The sequence below is a fragment of the Novosphingobium sp. AAP83 genome (assembly GCF_001295795.1).
Classification (GTDB): domain Bacteria; phylum Pseudomonadota; class Alphaproteobacteria; order Sphingomonadales; family Sphingomonadaceae; genus Novosphingobium.
This window is the reverse complement of record NZ_LJHY01000023.1, coordinates 161,781-182,243: the sequence shown is the minus strand read 5'-3', so window position 1 is coordinate 182,243 and position 20,463 is coordinate 161,781. Positions and strand designations below refer to the sequence as shown.

The 20,463-nt window shown below is 61.6% G+C and carries 21 protein-coding genes and 1 pseudogene; 15 read left to right on the top strand and 7 right to left on the bottom strand.

Going from position 1 to position 20,463, the window contains the following annotated elements:
• The first annotated feature begins 167 nt into the window (after positions 1-167).
• The 14 genes from IP81_RS14505 to IP81_RS14440 all read left to right on the top strand — a co-directional run bounded on the left by IP81_RS14505 (position 168) and on the right by IP81_RS14440 (position 15,048).
• The gene (locus IP81_RS14505; protein ID WP_054108718.1) at positions 168-1,184 is read left to right on the top strand and encodes an alpha/beta hydrolase; all 1,017 of its coding nucleotides are present in this window, start codon (positions 168-170) and stop codon (positions 1,182-1,184) included.
• Positions 1,181-2,770 (top strand): family 43 glycosylhydrolase, encoded by a 1,590-nt coding sequence (locus IP81_RS14500; RefSeq protein ID WP_054108717.1) that lies wholly within the window; start codon positions 1,181-1,183, stop codon positions 2,768-2,770. Before IP81_RS14505 ends, IP81_RS14500 begins: the two co-directional genes overlap by 4 nt.
• Before the next feature lie 47 nt (positions 2,771-2,817).
• Entirely contained in the window at positions 2,818-3,078 is a 261-nt protein-coding gene (locus IP81_RS14495) for a hypothetical protein (protein WP_054108716.1), read from the top strand.
• A 119-nt stretch (positions 3,079-3,197) separates the two neighbouring features.
• Positions 3,198-3,509: an STAS domain-containing protein gene (locus IP81_RS14490; RefSeq protein WP_054108715.1), complete on the top strand. Its 312-nt coding sequence runs from the start codon at positions 3,198-3,200 to the stop codon at positions 3,507-3,509.
• Positions 3,506-3,874, top strand: a complete 369-nt coding sequence (locus tag IP81_RS14485; protein ID WP_054108714.1) for a response regulator — start codon at positions 3,506-3,508, stop codon at positions 3,872-3,874. The genes IP81_RS14490 and IP81_RS14485 overlap by 4 nt, the downstream gene beginning before the upstream one ends.
• Positions 3,871-5,835, top strand: a complete 1,965-nt coding sequence (locus IP81_RS14480) for a chemotaxis protein CheA (protein ID WP_054108713.1) — start codon at positions 3,871-3,873, stop codon at positions 5,833-5,835. The genes IP81_RS14485 and IP81_RS14480 overlap by 4 nt, the downstream gene beginning before the upstream one ends.
• Entirely contained in the window at positions 5,832-6,305 is a 474-nt protein-coding gene (locus IP81_RS14475; protein ID WP_054108712.1) for a chemotaxis protein CheW, read from the top strand. Before IP81_RS14480 ends, IP81_RS14475 begins: the two co-directional genes overlap by 4 nt.
• Before the next feature lie 64 nt (positions 6,306-6,369).
• Positions 6,370-6,864, top strand: coding sequence for a chemotaxis protein CheW (locus IP81_RS14470; RefSeq protein ID WP_054108711.1), 495 nt, complete (start codon positions 6,370-6,372; stop codon positions 6,862-6,864).
• 47 nt (positions 6,865-6,911) lie between these two features.
• Positions 6,912-7,739: a protein-glutamate O-methyltransferase CheR gene (locus IP81_RS14465; RefSeq protein ID WP_231626840.1), complete on the top strand. Its 828-nt coding sequence runs from the start codon at positions 6,912-6,914 to the stop codon at positions 7,737-7,739.
• A 2-nt stretch (positions 7,740-7,741) separates the two neighbouring features.
• On the top strand, positions 7,742-8,824 hold the full coding sequence (locus tag IP81_RS14460; protein ID WP_054108710.1) for a chemotaxis response regulator protein-glutamate methylesterase: 1,083 nt from the start codon (positions 7,742-7,744) through the stop codon (positions 8,822-8,824).
• A gap of 14 nt (positions 8,825-8,838) precedes the next feature.
• Complete coding sequence (locus IP81_RS14455; RefSeq protein ID WP_054108709.1) at positions 8,839-10,563, top strand: hypothetical protein; 1,725 nt, start codon at positions 8,839-8,841, stop codon at positions 10,561-10,563.
• A gap of 61 nt (positions 10,564-10,624) precedes the next feature.
• Positions 10,625-12,157, top strand: coding sequence for a malonyl-CoA synthase (locus IP81_RS14450; protein ID WP_231626838.1), 1,533 nt, complete (start codon positions 10,625-10,627; stop codon positions 12,155-12,157).
• 188 nt (positions 12,158-12,345) lie between these two features.
• Positions 12,346-13,587, top strand: a complete 1,242-nt coding sequence (locus IP81_RS14445; RefSeq protein ID WP_054108707.1) for an SLC13 family permease — start codon at positions 12,346-12,348, stop codon at positions 13,585-13,587.
• 114 nt (positions 13,588-13,701) lie between these two features.
• Positions 13,702-15,048 carry an aldehyde dehydrogenase family protein gene (locus tag IP81_RS14440; RefSeq protein WP_054108706.1) on the top strand — a complete coding sequence of 449 codons (1,347 nt, stop codon included), beginning with the start codon at positions 13,702-13,704 and terminating at the stop codon, positions 15,046-15,048.
• 199 nt (positions 15,049-15,247) lie between these two features.
• Here the strand turns inward: IP81_RS14440 and IP81_RS14435 are convergent, their stop codons facing one another.
• On the bottom strand, positions 15,248-15,721 hold the full coding sequence (locus tag IP81_RS14435; RefSeq protein ID WP_082356185.1) for a DUF3429 family protein: 474 nt from the start codon (positions 15,719-15,721) through the stop codon (positions 15,248-15,250).
• 90 nt (positions 15,722-15,811) lie between these two features.
• On the opposite strand from IP81_RS14435, the gene IP81_RS14430 reads away from it, so the two are divergent.
• Positions 15,812-16,969 (top strand): FAD-binding domain-containing protein, encoded by a 1,158-nt coding sequence (locus tag IP81_RS14430; protein WP_082356180.1) that lies wholly within the window; start codon positions 15,812-15,814, stop codon positions 16,967-16,969.
• 1 nt (position 16,970) lies between these two features.
• On the opposite strand, the gene IP81_RS14425 is transcribed toward IP81_RS14430, so the two are convergent.
• The 6 genes and pseudogenes from IP81_RS14425 to IP81_RS14400 all read right to left on the bottom strand — a co-directional run bounded on the left by IP81_RS14425 (position 16,971) and on the right by IP81_RS14400 (position 20,445).
• A complete protein-coding gene (locus tag IP81_RS14425; RefSeq protein ID WP_054108705.1) occupies positions 16,971-17,315 on the bottom strand; it encodes a type II toxin-antitoxin system RelE/ParE family toxin in 345 nt (114 codons plus the stop codon).
• On the bottom strand, positions 17,312-17,596 hold the full coding sequence (locus tag IP81_RS14420; protein WP_054108704.1) for a type II toxin-antitoxin system Phd/YefM family antitoxin: 285 nt from the start codon (positions 17,594-17,596) through the stop codon (positions 17,312-17,314). The genes IP81_RS14425 and IP81_RS14420 overlap by 4 nt, the downstream gene beginning before the upstream one ends.
• Positions 17,597-17,668: 72 nt before the next feature.
• Positions 17,669-17,923 carry a DUF5654 family protein gene (locus IP81_RS14415; protein WP_054108703.1) on the bottom strand — a complete coding sequence of 85 codons (255 nt, stop codon included), beginning with the start codon at positions 17,921-17,923 and terminating at the stop codon, positions 17,669-17,671.
• Between the two features lie 116 nt (positions 17,924-18,039).
• The gene (locus IP81_RS14410; protein ID WP_054108702.1) at positions 18,040-18,999 is read right to left on the bottom strand and encodes a CsgG/HfaB family protein; all 960 of its coding nucleotides are present in this window, start codon (positions 18,997-18,999) and stop codon (positions 18,040-18,042) included.
• A gap of 396 nt (positions 19,000-19,395) precedes the next feature.
• A pseudogene (locus IP81_RS14405) lies at positions 19,396-20,082 on the bottom strand (replication initiator protein A); the annotation flags it as partial.
• A 123-nt stretch (positions 20,083-20,205) separates the two neighbouring features.
• Positions 20,206-20,445 carry a hypothetical protein gene (locus tag IP81_RS14400; RefSeq protein WP_054108700.1) on the bottom strand — a complete coding sequence of 80 codons (240 nt, stop codon included), beginning with the start codon at positions 20,443-20,445 and terminating at the stop codon, positions 20,206-20,208.
• Positions 20,446-20,463 lie beyond the last annotated feature (18 nt).

Below are 20,463 nucleotides of genomic sequence, written 5' to 3'. Positions count from 1 at the left end.
ACCCCCAACCCCTCCCGCAAGCGGGAGGGGGGAGGTATCGGCTCCCTTTGCCCTACCGCCTGCGGGAGGGCCGCGAGACTTAGCGCGCCGAAGGCGAGGTTAGTCGCAGCGGGGTGGGCACTCCAACGCTCGCGTTCCACCAAAACCCAAACCCCCAAGGAGCCGCCATGACCATCGATCGTCGATCCTTCATGGCAGCATCCACCATTGCCACGCTCATCTCCGCCAAAGCCACAGCGCAAACGCTGCCGCCACATCTGGCAGGCAGCCCCATCCCCCGCGGCCTTCCACAACCTGCCGAAACCATAGATCTATGGCCAAACGGTGCCCCCGGCATGCCCTCAGAAGCCTTGGCCAAAGCCTTGATCGAAACCGTCCTTGAACGCTCGACTGACCGGCTTGTGACCGACCGTGCGGTATTCGGCATCACCGCCCCGCGCATGGCCGTGTTCCGGCCTGACCGGCCCAATGGCGCAGCCGTCCTGATCACGCCGGGCGGCGGCTATCGCTGGGTCGTGGTCGATAAAGAGGGCTATGAAATGGGCCGCTGGCTGGCGGCGCGCGGGTTCACCGCCTTCGTCCTGTTCTATCGCCTGCCCGGTGAGGGCTGGGCGGCAGGGCCGGACGTTGCGCTGTCCGATGCGCAGCGCGCAATCCGCCTGATCCGCCACCGCGCGCGCGATTATGCGGTTGATCCCGAACGCGTCTGCGCCATGGGCTTTTCAGCAGGCGGCCACCTCTGCGCCGATCTCGCCACACGCTTCGATGCGACCACTTACGCGCCGGTTGATGCCGCAGACGCATTGTCCGCCAAGCCCCACTCCGCCGCGCCGATCTATCCGGTCATCTCGATGACCGCGCCCGATGCCCACGCCGGTTCGCGCGCGCTGCTCGTTGGCAAACAGGCTACGCCCGCCTTGGAAGCCGCCCATTCCCCGCACGTCCAAGTGCCCGCAAACGCCCCGCCGTTCTTCCTCGTCCACGCCGAGGATGACGACGCCGTGCCCGTCAACAACACCCTGCTCCTGCGCGCCGCGCTCAAGGCGCAAAACGTACGCGCCGAAACCCACTTGTTCGAATTCGGCGGCCACGGCTTCGGTTTGCGCAAGGCCATCGGCAAGCCGGTCGAGGTCTGGCCCGAGCTTTGGCGCGCATGGGCACGCACCACCGGCCTTGCACTATGACGATGGACCGGCGCGATGCGCTGAAAACCGCCGCGCTGCTGGGCGTGGGGCTGTCTACGCCCACATTCGCCACATCTGCGCCACTTTTCGCCACCAAACGCGGGCTGGATAATCAGCGCATTGCCGACCTTGGAAATGGCACTTTTCGCAATCCCGTGCTGTCGGGGGACCGGCCCGATCCCGCGATCCTCAAAGACGGCGCAGATTATTATCTCACCTTTTCAAGCTTCGAGAGCTACCCCGGCCTGCTGATCTGGCATTCGCGCGATCTGGTAAACTGGCAACCGCGCAAGCCCGCGCTGCACCAAAACATCGGCTCAGTCTGGGCGGTCAGCCTTGAAAAGCACAATGGCCGCTACTTCCTCTACATCCCCGTCAAAGCATTGCCCCAAAACGATATTTTCGTCATCACCGCCGATCACATCGATGGCCCCTGGACCGATCCCATACCGCTCGGCATCCATACCCACATCGACCCCTGCCACACCGTCGGCGAAGACGGCACCCGCTGGCTGTTCCTCTCGGGCGGAGACCGCGTGCGCCTTTCCGACGATGGCCTGCGCACCATCGGCGCGGTGGAGCATGTCTATGATCCGTGGCGTTATCCGGCGGAATGGGATGTCGAAGGCTTTTCGCCCGAAGGCCCCAAAATCCACCGCATTGGCCAGTGGTTCTATATGATCACTGCAGTCGGCGGCACCGCAGGCCCGCCCACCGGCCACATGGTCATCGCCGCGCGCTCCCGGTCGATCCACGGCCCGTGGCAGCAGCACCCCGGCAATCCGCTGGTGCGCACGACCGACATCGGTGAAGCATGGTGGTCGCGCGGCCACGCCAGTCTGGTTGAGGCACCTGACGGTTCGTGGTGGAGCTTCTACCACGGCTTCGAAAACGGTTTCTGGACACTGGGCCGCCAGTGCCTCCTTGATCCGGTGAAGTGGACCCGCGATGGCTGGTTCCACATGACCGGCGGCGATCTCTCGGCCCCGATCCGCAAACCCGCAGGCGGCACCGCCTTGCCCCACGGCATGGCGCTGACAGACACTTTCGCCACGCTGCAACTCGGCACCAAATGGTCGTTCTTCCGCCCCGCTGCCGATGAGGCCGCGCGCGTGCGGGTGGCTGGCAACACCTTGTATCTCAAAGGCAAAGGCCTTGCCCCTTCCAGCGGATCGCCGCTGCTGCTGATTGCGGGCGATACCTCCTACCAGTTCGAATGCGACATCGAACTCAGCCCCGGCGCCACCGCAGGCCTCGTGCTGTTCTATGATGACAAACTCTACGCCGGGCTCGGCTTTGACGCGGCGCGTTTCGTCACCCACCAGTATGGCATCGAACGTGGCCGCCCGGCCAACCCACACGGCGCAAAGCTGCGGATGCGCGTGGTTAATCGCCGCCACATTGTCAGCTATTACACCTCGGGCGATCATGGCCAAACCTGGGTCAAGTTTGATCGCGGCATGGAAGTATCGGGCTATCACCACAATGTGCGCGGCGGCTTCCTGATGCTGCGCCCCGGCCTTTATGCCGTAGGGCCGGGCGAGACCAAGTTCCGCAACTTCACTTTCACCGCGCTGGACGATTAGGCCACGCAGGTTGCGCCACGGCACCAGTTGCGCGATGAACCGTTTCGATGAAAAAGAAGCGCCGGTTCCTGACTGCGACAATGCCCGACGGTTACGTCAAGACCATCGGCCCCACCACCGACACCTTCACCCATTACTGGCGGATCGTGGCCGAACTGCACAATGGCAAGACCGAAGTGTTCTGGGGCCATACCCGTTCATTTGCCGAAGCGCGGCGCAAACGGGCGCCTGCTGATGAAGCGGCCCGCACCCGGGGCTGGAAAAGCTTCGTTTTCGAAATAGCCGAAGTGGTTGAAGCAGAAACATAGCCAATTTTGGCGTAACGCCAAACACGTACTGGCAACAAGCGAATCCCCTTATACCTTACTGAACCGCCCTTATATCTCTACAGGTTAGCAGTGAGGCTCTGATCACGGAGCCTTCATGGATGTCTGCCACCATCAATTGTACCGGACGCAGCCAGATGGCGCTGCTTCCAGAGCTACAAACCGAAATTTTACAGTCATTTGGCCTGCACGACGATGTGGTCGTCAGCGTCGACGGGATTGAGTCTGCCGATCTTGGCTTTTTGCAACTGATTGAGTCGGCAAGGCTCCACGCCGCCCAAAATGGTAAATCGTTGCGTCTGGCCACACCCGCGCCTGCGCCCTTGCGCCATCTGCTCGATGCCGCAGGCCTGCTGGCGCAACGCTCACCCGATACCCTTGCTTTCTGGTGCCACGAAGAGGACGCACAATGACCGCCTCCATTCTTGCCGTCGATGATTCACCCAGCTTGCGCATGGCGGTCCGCATCGCCTTGTCGGGCGCTGGCTATAGCGTGACCGAGGCCGGTGACGGCGTAGAGGGGCTGAGCAAATCCAATGCCGCCGCGTTCGATATGATCGTCACCGATCTGAACATGCCCAATATGGACGGGCTGACGATGATCCGCGAAATCCGCCGGTCCTCGTCCAATGCGAGTGTGCCTATCGTATTCCTCACCACCGAATCCGATGATGGCATAAAACAGCAGGCCAAAGCCGCTGGTGCCACCGGTTGGCTAGTTAAACCGTTCGAGCCCGACCAATTGGTGCGCGTCGCGCGCAAAGTATTGGGCCGATGAGCGGTAGCGATCCTGTTGCCGCGTTTCGCGTCGAGGCGTTCGAGCTGCTCGACCAGATCGAGAACGATCTGCTCGATCTGGGCCAGGACCTTGGCAATCGTGCGCTGGTTGATGCGGTGTTCCGGGGGCTGCATACGCTCAAGGGCTCGGGCTCGATGTTCGGCTTCGATGCGCTGGCCAGCTTCACCCATCATTGCGAAACCGCGTTTGACCGTGTGCGCAAAGGGCAGGCCCGCGCAACAGCGGCGCTGGTGGGCGTGATCCTTTCCGCGCGAGACCAGATGCGCGCGCTGCTCGATGAAACGATCGCCCCTGATGAAGCCGCGCAAGCCGCGATCCTTGCCGCGCTGCAAGCCGCCGTGGCCGATGATGGCGCGGCCACAACAGCCCCCGCCGCTGACGCTGCAAACGTTATCGAAGACGCCACCCGCCTCACCTTCCGCCTTGCCCCCTCGGCAATGGCCAATGGCAACAACCCGCTGAACCTGCTGGGCGAACTACGCGAACTGGGCGCAACGAAGGTATGCGCCGATCTTTCGCGCCTGCCGCCGCTCGATCAGCTCGTGCCCGGCGAATGCCACATCGGGTGGACCATGCTCCTGCCCGCATCGGTCACGCGCGATGATATCGAAGACGTGTTCATGTTCGTGATGGACGACATGGAGCTGACGCTGGAAGAGCTTGAACCGGCCAGTGCCGCGTCCGAAATCATCGCGGTTGCCGAAACTGGCACCGCTGCCCCAAGCCAAGCCCGCACACCCAGCGCCCCCGCAGCCGAAAGCGTGCGCGTGCCTGCCGAACGGCTTGATGAACTGATGAACCGCGTGGGCGAACTGGTCATCGCGCAAAGCCGCCTTGCCCAGATTGCGGCGCAAGGCGGCACGATCAACGAGATCGCCCTGCGCGCGGTGTCTGAAGATATCGAACGCCTGTCGAGCGAGTTGCGCGATACCACGATGGTTTTGCGCATGATGCAAGTGGGCGGACTGTTCGGACGGTTCCGCCGTTTGGTCCACGATCTGGCGCAGGAAACCGGCAAATCAATCGAGTTTTCAACGGAAGGTGAAACCACCGAAGTTGATAAGACGGTGATTGAACGCCTTGCTGATCCGATGGTTCACCTGATCCGCAATTCGTGCGATCACGGGCTTGAAACCGCAGAACAGCGCATCGCCAATGGCAAAGCGGGCACCGGCCAGATCATGATCACCGCCACGCAAACCGGCGGCGAGGTGATTATAACCGTGGCCGATGACGGGCGCGGTATCAATCGTGATGCCGTGCGCGCCAAGGCAGAAGCGCAAGGGCTTATAGCGCCCGATGCGGTGCTGGCCGATCAGGATGTGCTCCAGCTTATCTTTCACCCCGGCTTTTCCACCGCCGCGCAAGTGACCAACCTTTCGGGGCGCGGCGTGGGCATGGATGTGGTCAAAAAGACCATCGAAGGCCTGCGCGGCACGATCCGCATGACCTCGGTCGAAGGGCAAGGCACGCGCATCATGCTGCACCTGCCGCTCACGCTGGCGATTGTCGAATGCATGCTCGTGCGCGTGGGCAGCGGTTGCTATGCGATCCCGCTGTCGGCGGTCGAGGAATGCCTCGAACTGCCCGCCAGCGAAGCTGCCGGCGGCAAATCGCGCAGCTTCCTTGATGTGCGCGGCGAACTGATCCCGTTCCTGCGGATGCGCGAAGCTTTTGCCACCGATTGGCCCGCCGAACTGCACCAGAAGATCGTGATCGTAGGCGCAGGCGATACCCGCGTCGGGCTGGTGATCGACCAGATCATCGGCAATGCGCAAACCGTGATCAAGCCGCTGTCGCGCTTCCATGCCGGTCTCGGCACGTTCTCGGGCGCGACGATCCTTGGCGATGGCACGGTCGCGCTGATCCTTGATGTCGGCAATCTGCTGGCCTCGGCACAACGCCAGTCTGCCACCCGCGCCGTGGGAGAAGCCGCATGAACGCCACATCTTTCCGCACCGCCAAGGCCATCGAAGGCCGCATGTTGACCTTCGACATCGGCAGCGAGGCCTTTGCGATCCGTGCCGATTGCGTCCGCGAAATCCTTGAGGTGCCGCACGTAACCCACGTTCCGGGCGCGCCCGCATTCGTCAACGCGCTGATCAATGTGCGCGGCACAGTGGCTCCGCTCACCGATCTGCGCATCGCCTTCTCGCTCGATAGCGCCAAGCACAATGAAGATACCCGCGTGATCGTGATTGAGGAACTGATCCATGAAACCCGCGAAACCATCGCCATCCTGGCCGACAAGGTCAACGATGTTTGCGAACTGGATGGCGGCCAAGTGGAACAGGCCCCCGCCATCGGCACCCGCTGGCGCCCCGAATTGATCGAAGGGATCGGCCGCAAGGGTGATCGCTTTGTGATCGTGCCCGATATCGCCCGGATCATGGGTGAGTACGTTTCGTGAGCCCCTCATGCTGCGCAGCGAGTCCATTTGCAGCCGCCAAAGAAGCACCGAAGGACGTTTAGCCATGACTGACTCAGCCAACACCGCCGACGTTCAGGCCGTCACCTTCGGCATCGGGCAGGAAGTCTTCGCCGTGCCCGTGCCGATGGTGCGCGAAGTGATCGATTATATCGCTCCGTTTCGCATTCCGAACGGGCCGGATCACTTCATGGGCCTTATCGATGTGCGCGGTCAGGGCATCCCGGTGATCGATCTGCGCATCCGCTTTGGCCTGCCCTCGGCAGAGCCAACCGAGATGACGCGCATCCTGATCCTTGAAGTGCCGCAAAACGGACGTGGGCTGACCATCGGCTTGCTGATCGACAAAGCGCTTAACGTCAGCACCTTCCCGCGCGCTTCGATCGAGCAATCGCCTGACATCGGCGTGCGTTGGCAATCTGATTACATCGAAGGCGTGGTCCGCGATGAAAACGGCTTCGTCGTTCTCGTCGATATCGCCCGCGTGCTCACCACTGATGATACCATGCTGCTGGCTGATGTTGTGCGCGAAGCTGCCTGATAGGCTAATACTGGAGAGAGAGTTTGTCGCGAGCAGCGCATCAGTTCTTGGATGAGACCACCCGGATCAGCGAACGTAACTTCAAACGGCTTGCCGCCTTTGTTCAGGCGCAAACCGGGATCAAGATGCCACCATCCAAGCGCACGCTTGTTGAAGGGCGGCTTATGCGCTGCTTGCGCCAATCGGGCGTGGCAAGCGTGGATGAATACTGCAACCTCGTGCTGGATGGGCAGGCGGGCGATGAGGAAACGTTGCGGCTGATCAATGCGATCACCACCAACAAGACCGATTTCTTCCGCGAACCCGGCCACTTTGATGCGATGCGCAACCTGATCCTGCCCGCCTTTGTGGCCAACGGAGTCAACCGTGCCCGCTGCTGGAGCGCGGCATCCTCAACCGGCATGGAAGCCTATTCGATGGCGATGGTGCTGGATGATTTCGCGCAAGGCACCCGTGGCTTTGATTACGAAGTGCTGGCAACTGACATTGATACCAATGTTTTAGCCGAGGCGCAGCGCGGCGTTTACCCGCTGGCCGCGCTGGAGCCGGTGCCACCAACATTGCGCACCCGCTATGTCCAGCGCGCGCTTGATCCAGCCCGCGCCGAAGCGCGTATCGTGCCCGCATTGCGCCGCAAACTTTCGTTCGGGCGCATGAACCTGATGGATGAACACTATGGCGTGGGCGGCGAGATGGACCTGATCTTCTGCCGCAACGTGCTGATCTATTTCGAGAAGGATGTGCAGGCGCAAGTCGTCCGCCGTCTGTGCGATGTGCTGCGTCCCGGCGGCTTTCTGGTGCTGGGCCATTCGGAATCGATCACGGGCCTTAATCTTTCGCTCACCACGGTTGCCACCACGGTCTTCAGGAAATAGCGATGGCATTGCTTAACAAACGCGTCCGCGTCCTGATCGTCGATGATAGCGCCAGCGTGCGCCAGACTATGACGGCGGTCCTTTCCGAAGATCCCGGCATCGAGGTGATCGGCGCAGCGCAAGACCCGTTTGCCGCCGCGCGTATTATTCAGGAACAAGTGCCTGATGTGATCACGCTGGATGTGGAAATGCCGCGCATGGACGGCATCACGTTCCTGCGCAAATTGATGAGCCAGCACCCCCTGCCGGTGGTGATGTGCTCATCTTTGACCGAGGAAGGCTCTGAGACCTTGCTCCAAGCGTTGGAAGCGGGCGCGGTTGACGTGATCCTCAAACCCAAGTTGGGCGTGACCGATCACCTTGTCGAACAGCGCCGCCATATTTGCGACGTGGTCAAAGCTGCCGCCACCGCTCGCCTTTCGCGCTTGTCCCGTCATAACACTCCCGCGCCCGCCGCAAAGCTTACCGCCGATGCCGTGCTCGCCGCGCCGCGCGGCACTGCGATGAGCCGTACCACCGAAATGGTCGCCTGCCTTGGCGCGTCCACCGGCGGCACCGAGGCTTTGCGCGAAGTGTTGCAGGCGCTTCCCGCCAATTCTCCGGGCATCGTGATCGTGCAGCACATGCCCGCCAACTTCACCAAGGCCTTTGCCAATCGCCTCGACGGGCTGTGCGAGGTGAGCGTCAAAGAGGCAGAAGACGGCGATACCGTGATGCGCGGCCATGTGCTGATCGCGCCGGGCGGCCGCCACACCATGCTCAAGCGCGCAGGTGCGCGCTATCTTGTCGAAGTGCGCGATGGCCCGCTGGTTTCGCGCCACCGCCCCTCGGTCGATGTGCTGTTCCGCTCTGCCGCGCGCTTTGCCGGAGCCAACGCGGTGGGCGTGATCATGACCGGGATGGGCGATGATGGTGCCACCGGTATGCTCGAAATGCGCCAGGCCGGCGCGCGCACTTTTGCGCAAGATGAAGCGACATCGGTCGTCTTCGGCATGCCCAAAGAAGCCATCACCCGTGGCGGCGTTGAAAAAGCCGTTCCCCTTGAATCCATCGCGCGCGAAATCTTGCGCGCCACCATGCGTTAGGAGCGCGGTACCCTATGCGCATGGACCCGGATCTGGCTAGGCCAACAGCCACCGCAGGCCTTGTTGCTGCGGCGACCGAGGTCATGCACCGCATCGCCGCCGATCTTGATGCGCGCTTCCTGCCCGTGGGCGCAACGCTTGCCGCTGTGATCAGCACGGTCGATAGTGTGGTGACCGGGCTTGCCGATGTGGAACAGGCCTTTGGCCCCACAGAGGGCGGAAAAGCGATTGTCGATCTGATGGCGGGCGCAGAGCGGCTTGCTGCCACGCCAGACCGGCAGGCGGGGCGCGGCGGCAGTCTTGAAGATCTGCGCACCCGGCTCAAAGCTTTGGCAACGCTGGGCAATGATCTTGATCGTGTGATCCATGTGCTCGAAATTTATACGATCAATGTCAAAATCGCTGCGGCAGGATATTCGGATTTCGTCGGTTTTGCCGATGAAATGCGCGCGCAACTGGGCGATGGCCGCAAGGAAGTGGCAGCCCTTGCCTCTGAAATTGACCGGCTGCTGCGCGGCCTTGTGCGCGTGAACAGCGCCGATCGCCAGTTGGCCAGCGAATGCGCCAAAGTGATCCCCGCTGTGCCTGATCGCCTGATCGGCGCGGCACACAGTGTGGAAGATCACCAGCAACGCCTTGCCGCAGTTGCCGCCGAAGCAGGCCGCATCGCTGCGCAAATTCGCCAGATGATCGGTGCGGCATTGGGCTCCATCCAGATTGGCGATAGCGCGCGCCAGCGGATCGAACATGTCGTACTGGGCTGCCGCCTGCTTGATGACCTCGCGCCCGCCTCGGCCGATGGCGCAAATGCTGCCGCCATCGCGCATATTGCGCGCCTGTGCATCGCACAGCTTGCCGCAATCCGCGAAGATTTCGCCCACGATGCCGGGCAATTGCTGGACACTTTGCGCAAACTCGTGCCCGAGGCCTATCGCCTGCTTGATCTCGCACGTAGCGATGATGCCGTGGCCGATAGCGGCAGTTTCATCGGCCAGATGGAAGCCGCCGTGGTCGAAACCGTTGATCTTACAGAACATATGCGCGCGGCCGACGAGGACGCGGCAGGCACCTTGCAATCGGTCACCGATGCGATGGAAACCATCGCGGCAGGCGTGATGCGCGTGCAGGATCTGGGCCGCGAAGTGGGCTATATGTCGGTCAACGCCAATTTGCGCTGCCGCCACTTGCCCGAAATCAACCGCCCCGTTTCGGTTATCGCGCGCGAAATCAAATCGAATTCCGGCCTGATCGATGTGTGGACCAACGAACTGGTCGCCGCCACCGAAGCCCTGATGGCGCGCAGCCAAGCGGTTGCCAAGCTCGCCTCAACCGAACCCGCCAGCGTCAGCGAAGCGCTATCGGGTGCGCTCGCTTCCCTGCGCTCGGCCTCGTCCCACACGGCCAGCGGCATGGGCCGCGTCAATGTCAGCGCAGCCGATATCAAAGGCCGGATTACCGATGCGGTGAGCGGTCTGGAAGACAGCATCCGCGTCGTCGCATCGCTTGAAAACGTGATCGCCGATCTGGGCCTGCTTGCCCATGATGCCGCACCGGCGGACGATCCGGCAAGCCCTGCTTGGACCGTAATGGAACGCCTGAAAGCGGCCTATACGATGGCGTGCGAACGCGAAGTGCACAACCGCCACCTCCTGCCCGGCATGGAACCTTGCGCGATCAGCCAGCGCAACATTGCTACCGCTGTGTATGATGACGATTTGTTCGACGACGCCCTGTTCTGATCTTGCGCGGACAGGACACCGCACTTAGGCACCGCTGACATTCTCTCATTGCAGGTGTCCAGTGGTCGCTACGCCAAATCCAGACATGTTCTCGCTGTTCCTCAGCCAGTGCGGCGCGACCCCGCAGGCCCCGTTCCTGATCGCCGCCGATGGCGCGGTGCTGACGTACGAAGCCGCGCTGCGCCGTTCGGCCCAGTTGGCCAATGCCTTTCGCGCCCAAGGCGTGCAGCCGGGGGACTGCATCGCTATCCAGGTGGAAAAATCGCAAACCGCGCTGCTGACCTGGCTCGCCGCCTTGCAGGCAGGGGCAGTCTATCTTCCGCTCAACACCGGCTATACCACGGGCGAATTGCGCTATTTCCTCGGCGATGCGCAGCCTTCCCTGCTGCTGTGCCGCGCAGAAGACGAAGCGCCGCTTGCGGCCCTCTGCGCCGAAATCGGCGTGCCCGCACTGCTCACGCTCGATAGCGAAGGCACTGGCGGCATGCTTGTTGCAGCCGCCGCCGATCAACCCGAGACCTTCGAGCGCGCGCCCCTTACCCCCGATACACTCGCCGCGATCCTTTACACCTCGGGCACGACCGGGCGCAGCAAAGGCGCGATGCTATCTCACGCCAACCTTGCTTCCAACGCGCTGACGCTGGTCGATCACTGGCGCTTTACCACAGATGACCGCCTGCTCCACGCCCTGCCGATCTTCCACACGCACGGGCTGTTCGTCGCCACCAATGTGACAATCGCGGCAGGCTCGGCGATGATCTTCCTGCCCAAATTCGATGCCGATGCGCTGGTCCGCCTGATGGGCCAGGCCAGCGTGCTGATGGGCGTGCCGACGTTCTATACGCGGCTGCTCGCCCATCCCGGTTTCACCCGCGAACTGGCCTCGGGTATGCGCCTGTTCATATCCGGATCGGCCCCGCTTTCTGCCGAAACGCACAAGGAATTCAGCGCGCTCACCGGCCAGGCCATCCTTGAACGCTATGGCATGACCGAAACCAACATGAACACGTCCAACCCCTATGACGCCGCGCGCAAACCCGGCAGCGTCGGCTTTCCCCTGCCCGGCGTGGCGCTGCGTATCGCCGATCAGGCAACGGGCACGATCCTGCCGCAGGGCGAGATCGGCGGCATCGAGGTGCGCGGGCCGAACGTGTTCATGGGCTATTGGCAAATGCCCGAAAAGACCGCGCAGGAATTCCGCGCCGACGGCTTTTTCATCACCGGCGATATGGGGCGGATTGACGAGGAAGGCTATGTCCACATCGTGGGCCGCGCCAAGGATGTGATCATCGCAGGCGGGTTCAACATCTATCCCGCCGAAGTCGAGGCTGCGCTGGATGAAATCCCCGGCATCGCCGAAAGCGCGGTGATCGGCGTGCCCCACACTGATCTGGGCGAGGCCGTGGTCGCCGTCGTCAAATCCACCGATGCCGCGCTGGATCAGGACGCTATTGCAGTGGCTTTGAAAGACCGTCTGGCGCGGTTCAAGGCGCCGCGCGCGGTAATTTTCGTCGATGAATTGCCGCGCAACACGATGGGCAAAGTGCAGAAGAATGTACTGCGTGAGGCGCATGGCGGTTTGTTCAGGGATTAAAGAAGTGCCCACCCCCGACCCCTCCCGTAAACGGGAAGGGGGTCAACGTAGATGTTCTTTCCCCCCTCCCGTTTACGGGAGGGGTCGGGGGTGGGCCTGATCAAGCGCCTTCCGCCAGTGTCTCGACTACGCTCGACACGAACGGGTTGCGGGTAAATAAAAATGAGTCACAGAGAGGAACCCCACCCATGATCATCGCGTCCATCGTGATCCTGATCGCGATTTTTGCCGCAGCCATCCGGTTGCCAGTGAACATGGGGCTGATCGGCTTTGCCGCCGCGTTGGGGCTTGGCGTGTTCGGCGCGGGGATGGGCGTGAAGGACGTATTGGCGGGCTTTCCGGCAGACCTGTTCCTGACGCTGCTGGGTATCACCTATCTGTTCGGGATCGCCAGCAGGAATGGCGCGATTGACTGGCTGGTGGCGCGCACGGCCTACGCCCTGGGCACGCATACCGCGTTTTTGCCCGCGCTGGTGTTTCTGGTGGCGGGTGTGCTGACGGCGCTGGGTGCGGTTGGCCCCGCCGCCGTGGCAATTGTGGCCCCCATCGCGCTACGGTTTGCCCGCGCGCACGGTTTTTCGGCGCTGATGATGGGGCTGATGGCGGTGCATGGCGCGCAGGCCGGATCGTTCTCGCCCGTTTCGATCTATGGCGGCATTGCCAACAAGGTGCTGGAACGCAGCGCGATTGCGCCCGATCCGATGTTCCTGTTTCTGGCCAGTGCTGTGTTCAACACGGCGATCGCATTGATGATCTGGGCGGTCTATGCCCGCCGCGCGCAAGTGGCGCATCTCCACTTGCCACCCGATGCCGCACCCTCTCCCGCTCCTGCCCCGCTGGACCGGGACGGCGCTTGGACTTTGGCGGGCCTTGCCGCGCTGGCCGCAGGGGCGCTGGTGTTCAAGATCGACATCGGCTTCATGGCGCTGCTGGTGATTGTTGCGCTGTCCATCGTCGCACCGCGCACGCAGGACGGGGCGTTGAAGCACGTCGATTGGTCTACCATCCTGCTGATTTCGGGCATCGTGATCTATGTCAGCCTGATGGAAAAACTGGGCACGATGGATGCCGCCGCCACGATGATCGCCACGATGGGCTCGGCGGAGTTGGGCGTTCTGGCGCTGTGCTATCTTGCCGGTATCGTCTCGGCCTTTGCCAGTTCCACCGCGCTTCTGGGCGTGGTGATCCCGCTGGCGGTGCCCTTGCTGGCGGGATCGGGCCTGTCGCCCATCGCGGTCGTCTCGGCCATCTGCATAGCCAATACCATTGTCGATACATCGCCCTTTTCCACCAATGGCGCGTTGATCGTGGCCAATTCGCCAGAGGCAGAGCGGCCTGTGATGTTGCGCAATCTGATCGGCTATACCGCGATCATAGTGGGCATCGGCCCGTTGGCGGCATGGGGCGTGTTCGTCGGCCTTTATGGATAAAAGTTCGGTTGCCTAACGTTTCACAGACTGGCAAGCATGCGCGGCAGACGTTGCCTCGCACCGGTGCGGTTGGCAGGGTCAATCCATACCAACCGTTCAAGGCCGAGCATTCCCATGACCCAGACCCAGCCAACAGCAGCCGATCTTTCCGCAGACATCGCCCGCATTTTCGCCCTGCAACAGGCCAACCAGTGGAAGGTAAAGGCCACCGGCGCCGATCAGCGCAAGGCCAAGCTGGCCAAGCTGAAAGCCGCCGTCGAAGCGCACACCGATGCGATCATCGCCGCCGTTCTGGAAGACACGCGCAAACCGGTGGGCGAAATCCGCGTCACCGAAGTGCTCAACGTCACCGGCAATATCCAGCGCAATATCGATAATCTCGATGCGTGGATGACGCCGACCGAAGTTGCTACGTCGATGAACCCGGCTGACAAGGCGCGGATCATCTATGAAGCGCGCGGCGTGTGCCTTATCCTTGGCCCGTGGAACTTCCCGCTCGGCCTCGCGCTCGGCCCTGTGGCTGCCGCGGTTGCTGCGGGCAATTGCTGCATGGTGAAGCTGACCGATCTGTGCCCAGCCACCGCAAAAGTGGCCGCAGCGATCATCGCCGATGCCTTTGATGAAAGCGAAGTGGCGGTATTGCAAGGCGATGTCAGCGTCGCCAGCGCGCTGCTCGAACTGCCGTTCAATCACATCTTCTTCACCGGCAGCACCCGCGTCGGCAAAATCGTGATGGCTGCCGCCGCCAAGCACCTCGCCAGTGTCACGCTGGAACTCGGCGGTAAATCGCCGGTCATCGTCGATCAGGGCGCAGACATCGGCAAGATTGCGGCGCAATTGGCCGCAGCCAAACAGTTCAACGGCGGGCAGGCCTGCATCAGCCCGGACTATGTCTTCGTGCGCGCCGAAGACCAGGCAGCGCTGGTCGAAGGGTTCCAGGCCAATGTTGCGGCCAATCTTTATGAAGACGGCGCAATCAAGAAGGATTCCATCGCGCAGATCGTCAACCCCGCCAATTTCGCGCGGGTCAAGGCGCTGTTCGATGATGCGGTGGCACAGGGCGCAACCGTGGCCGCAGGTGGCATGCTCGAAGCCGATGATCTGACGATCCACCCCACGATGCTCACCGACGTCACCCCGCAAATGAAGATCCTGCAAGAGGAAATCTTCGCGCCGGTGATCCCGGTGATGACTTACGAAACGCTCGATCAGGCCATCGGCTATATCCAGTCACGCGACAAGCCGCTGGCGCTCTATGTTTACAGCCCTGACGAGGCCAATGTGGCGCGAGTTTTGAACGAAACCTCGTCGGGCGGCGTCACCGTCAACGGTGTGTTCTCGCACTATCTGGAAAACAACCTGCCGTTTGGCGGGGTGAACCATTCAGGCAGCGGCAGCTACCACGGCTACTTCGGCTTCAAGGCGTTCAGCCATGAACGCGCGGTCTATCTGCATAGCTGAAGATTGTTTCACGCTGAGACGCAGAGAAGAAAGGAGACGCGGGGGAGGGCTGTTGCGGCGCAGCCGCTCTTCTTACGCACGCTTACAGAAGGAAAGCGGCCTCCGGCTACGCGCCACATCTCTGCGCCTCCCCTTCTTCTCTGCGTCTCTGCGTGAAACTATTCCAAGACCCGCAACGCTCACACCTGTTGCAGGAAATCTACCGCCCCGCCAACCCCTGTTCGGCCCAGGCCAGCGCCAGCGTCAAGGCCCCCAAGCCGCCCGCCATCGCCATGCGCAAGGCCAGCCACCCGGCGGGCAATTCCATCATCCGCGCCAGCCACTTGTCCACCAGCGGACTGGCGAGCAGCAACAGCCCCAGCAGTACCAGCGCAGGCCCCGGCCAGTTCCAGCCCAGCGTCCAAGGCACAAGCGCGGCCAGCCCGATCAGGCTGGGCAGCACCGCCACGACATAAATCTCGGCATGGCGCGCGCCGCGCAATAGCGCGGTCATCCACCACATCCCGCCAAGGAACGACAGGATCAGCGCGGCATAAAAGCACCCCGCCGCCAGCGCGCTCCATCCCAGCGGTCCGCCGCCTGCCACCAGCCAAAGGCAAATCGCTTGCGGCAACCATCCCGAAAGGCCCAGCACCACCACCGGGCGCGGCAAATTGGCGAAAGGTTTGAACATCGCACGGCTTTTGCCCTCAACCTGCCTGCAACACAACATGGCCATGCTGCCACGTCGTCGCCCGCGCCCTGCCCGCGTAATGCGGCGGTGATGACCGATTTTCCCCTTACCCGCAGCGCAGCCCTCGCCCGTCTGGAGGCCTTCGTGCCACAAGCAGGCAGCGCTTATGCCGCGCGGCGCAATTTCGTGGCCACCGATGGCGCACACAGTGACGTCTCGCGCCTGTCCGCCGCGCTGCGCCGCCGCGTGATTGGCGAGGACGAAGTTGTGCGCGCGGTGCTTTCCGCACATCCCTTTGATCGCGCAGAGAAGTTTATCGCCGAAGTATTCTGGCGCACGTATTGGAAGGGCTGGCTGGAAGCGCGCCCCGGGGTGTGGGCGCAAGCGCAGGAACAAGCCGCATCGCAGCAGGCCAATCCCGCCATCGCCCGCGCCATCACCGCCGCCATCGAAGGCCGCACCGGCATCGCCGCGTTCGATCACTGGGCGCGCGAGTTGGCCGAAACGGGCTACCTCCACAATTGGGCGCGGATGCAGGTCGCCTCGATCTGGACCTTCACGCTGGGCCTGCCGTGGCAATCGGGCGCGGCCTGGACCTATGACCGCCTGATCGATGCCGACCCTGCCTCAAACACGCTGAGCTGGCGCTGGGTGGCCGGTCTGCACACGGCGGGCAAAGCCTATCTCGCCGATGCAGACCGCATCGCCACGATGACCGGCGGCGCATTGCAGGCACAGGGTCTGTCGCAGGAGGCGCGCATCCCGCAGGACACGCCCCTGACCCCGCGTATCCCCTTGCGCACGCCACAGCAGCCCGATCCCGCGAAACCGACGCTTGTGCTGATCACGCTCGAGGATTGCGCGCTGGAGACGGTGCTTCCAGCGATGGACATCCGCGCGGTGGCCACACTGCCCGACCTTGCGCGGTCCGCCGCAGACGATATGGCGCTGTCAGACGCGCTGGCCCGTGCATCGGCGCATTGGCAGTGCCCTGCGCGGGAGAATGCAGACGACCTGGTAGAGTTCACCCGCGCTTACGGCTGCACGCAAATCGTCACAGGCTTTGCGCCTACAGGGCCTGTCGCCAGCGCCTTGGCGCAATTGGCCACTGCCCTTGCTGCGCAGGGCATCCCACTGGCAGAACACCAGCGCGACTGGGACCGGCTTGCATGGCCGCACTGCACCAAGGGCTTTTTCCAGTTGAAATCGCGCATCCCCGGTCTGCTGCGTGAACACGGCATCGCCTGAATTAGCCCGCGTTCAACAGGCGCTTGTGCAACAGGCTGCCAAAATCGCGGCGGCTATCGGCGACCAGAGCGATGGTGACGGCATCGCCCTCTAGCAGATAGATAATGCGATAGGGCGCGTGTGAAATCTGCCGCCAATGGCGTTCGCCCAGCGCTTCGAGTTCGGGCGGGATCGGGCCGCGTTCGGGAAACATGGTCAAGCTTTCGATTGTCGCCATAAGGCCATCCAGCAAAGCCTCGGCTCCATCATGGCCATCTGGTCCGTGCTGATCCAATCGTGCTACATAAATTTCATACAGTTCATCTGCGGCTTCGTCATCAATAATGACAGTAGCGCTGGCGATCATTTGCCTGTCCGCTTCACCGCCTTAGCGCGAATGCGATCAGCAAGGCCCTCGATAGGCTGTACCTTCCCTGCCGCAATATTATCCCGCGTCATTGCCAGAATCTTCAGCAGCGCAAGGGTTTCCTGCATCTGGTAATAGCTGGCGGCATCTTGCAACACCGCCTTTGCCTCACCGTTCTGGGTGATGATCAAAGGCGGCGCGCCCTCGTTCAATTCGCGGATCACCTCGGCGCTGTTGGCCTTGAGATAGCTGATCGGTTTGATACGCGTTTCAAGGCCCATGGGTCCGGCTCCGGTCTTAATTCGGTCCGAATATAGACTTGTGCAAGCCGCTTGTCACGCTCCGAAGCGGTATCAGCCCTCAGCCTCGCGCACGAAAGCTGCATCGCCGCCGATCTTCGCCGCGATCCGGCCCAATAGCCGCAGCACTACAATCGCCAGAACAGTGGCAATAATGGCATAACTGTAGAGCCCGGCCAGATCATCGCCCATGCCCAGCAGGGCCAAAGTCGCCTTGATCGCCTCGTTCCACGCCAGTGCTGCCACAAGGCCAAACGAAGCCGAGGCAAGCGCGATCATGGTTTGAATCATGGCTTTAGGGTCAGTCATCAGTATCACTCCTGTCCAAAGAATAGTTCCCTGAACCAAGTGCCAATTACCGCTCCGTTGCGCAACAGTTTCGCTCCCCTTCTGTTTGTATAGAAAGCTTAACCTATTGGCGCTACTTAGTTTGCCGGTTGCAATTTCGTATTCAATACCCAACCCACATTGTCATTTTCATCGGCAACTTCCCACCACAAACCCTGCTTGTTGCCAGTGGGATAGACGATGGAACCCACAGGCAGCGTGCGGATCACAGCGCCGCCTGCGGCTGCTGTCTTGCGCATCGCGCTTGGCCCGATGGCAGTGAAGCTTTTGGTGGGTGATGCCTCGGCGGTGCCGGCACTGCCTGCCTGTACGCCGCCCAGTTCGGTAACGAGCTTGGTGTAGGCATCAATGAATGCCAGCGTGACAATGCGACCGATATCGGTGCTATCATAACCGCCACCCACGGCCCCTGCACCGATCCCTGCGAAAAACACACCGCCGCCGCCAATGCCGATATCGTTTTTGGCCGCATAGCCATCCACTGTGGCGATGGTTTCAGTAGTGCGGACGTTGGTGACCGATAGCACGGTATTGGCTTCAAGCTTGCGGCTGCGGATGCCACCAAGCAATCCGCCAAACGGACCGCCCAGAATGCCGCCGATGGCACCGACGGCCCCGCTGCCTTGAGCATTACCGTTTGAAGCCTGTACTTCGGCGACAAGCACATAATCGGCGGCCTTGATCTGGTTCTGGCCGACGTTGGATTTGCGTTGAAGACCCAAGCCCGCACCAATTTCGCGCTCAAGCCGTGCGGCATTCAGGCCGCTCCCCCGATCAACCAGATTGAAGCAACCAGAGCGCTGTACGATTACCTTGAGCAGTTTTTGCGGGGGTGCCAGGCTGAACTGCGCCCATCCTGTAGGATCATCTCCATCCATGATCGAAATGGTGCCCAACTTGCGGTCGCAGCGTGGCACATCAGCGACAGCCTTGCGTTGCAGCTTTTCGGCGTTGGAGGGCTTGGCTTGCTTGGGTGCAGCAACCGCAGGGGCTGAAATCAATGATGCGGCGGTGAGAGAAACCAAAAGATGCTTCATTGTGACCCCTGAGGACGTAACTTCTATACCGATTCTTGATCATTATTGCTGAACTGTTTTTGAAGGTCCATCAATATTGTTTTCATGATGCTATATAAGGCATGACGCGGCCGTAAGTTGTGATGAAAAGCACTAAACTTTAGTTATAAAGTGCGCCTTTGGTTTCGGGTTGCTTCCCCATGTGCCAAACTCGTGCCACGCCTGCCGAAGTTTTTCATCCGATAATCCAAAGCCGATATAGGCTTCGGTAAAGGTTAGATGGGTTTATAAAGAGTTAGAACAGTTAAAGCCGGACAGATCTGCTGCGACTCAGCAGATTACCGGTCATTTAGCGGCATGATGTGTTCCTGAAAGGTCGACGCCTGCGTAAATGTTGTTCCTGATGTATCGACGCTCTCATTCAGAGGCGCATTGGCCGTGCTTTTCGTGATGGCGGCGAACCCAACCGATGAAGGCTTTTTGCCAATTGGCGGGTAGCCGCGCGCTATCGGCATTAACCTATGTCTCAAATCCGGCATGGAGTGTATGAAGATCCCAACCCGGGCAGGTCTGGCGCAAGTGCTCGATTGTCTCATCGGTCATGAAACCGCGGGTCGCAGAATCGCTCAAGCTTGCGATGGATTTGCGGACCAGGCCGCTGGCGTTGATCAGCTCGGGCTGATGTTTCCCCGGGGAAACATTTTTGCGGGTCCGACTGGTGTGGGCCGTACCGCGCTGAAACAAATCCTGATCCGCAGCCAAAGACCGTTTGCCTTCGGTGCCTAATGAATCGGAATTCTGTGTATCGGGACTTTGCTGCGGAATGGTCTGCGCGCCGTCCTTGCCATCCACGCACGGCATTCGCAGCAAGGGTTCTGCACCCTTCCCGGTCTCTACCGCCAAGCCGTAGCCGGGGAGTGCGTTCTTCTCGGCCCGCTTCGGGGTTTCAAACTTGAACCGGCGGTATTCACCCTCTGCGCCTGATTTCTCGAACAGGACCGGCGTGGAAATGGCAAAGCCCTCCTCGCCCTTACAGCCTGCATGCTTGCGTGCCACTTTATACAGCCAGCGTTCGCGCCCGCCGGTAATGTCGAAATAGGCGCGTGAAGGGCGGGTGGGGCAGGGGCGCTGCCGGAGAGTTGCGGTGCGCACGAGATCCTTGGCCAACAGAAGTTTCCCCGGGGAAACCTCCGGGCTCAAGACACTGGATGTGTGCGCGCATCGCCATCAGCGCTGAAGCCCTTGTCCCGATTCCTCCAGATCAACCAGGGCATCACGGATGATTTCCAATATCCGTTTGCTGTCCACACCAGCGCCCGCGTGGAGCCGCAGAGTAACGCCCTGACGGTTTGATGATTGCACCGTCACCGCCGGGCAGCCAAAAGCGCCTTCATAGATCCGCGCCGCCTTGACCGGTTGATCGTCCTGCTTGGGGGCGGCGAGATAATCAGATTGCTTACGCGCCATGGCTCACCCCGAATCGGA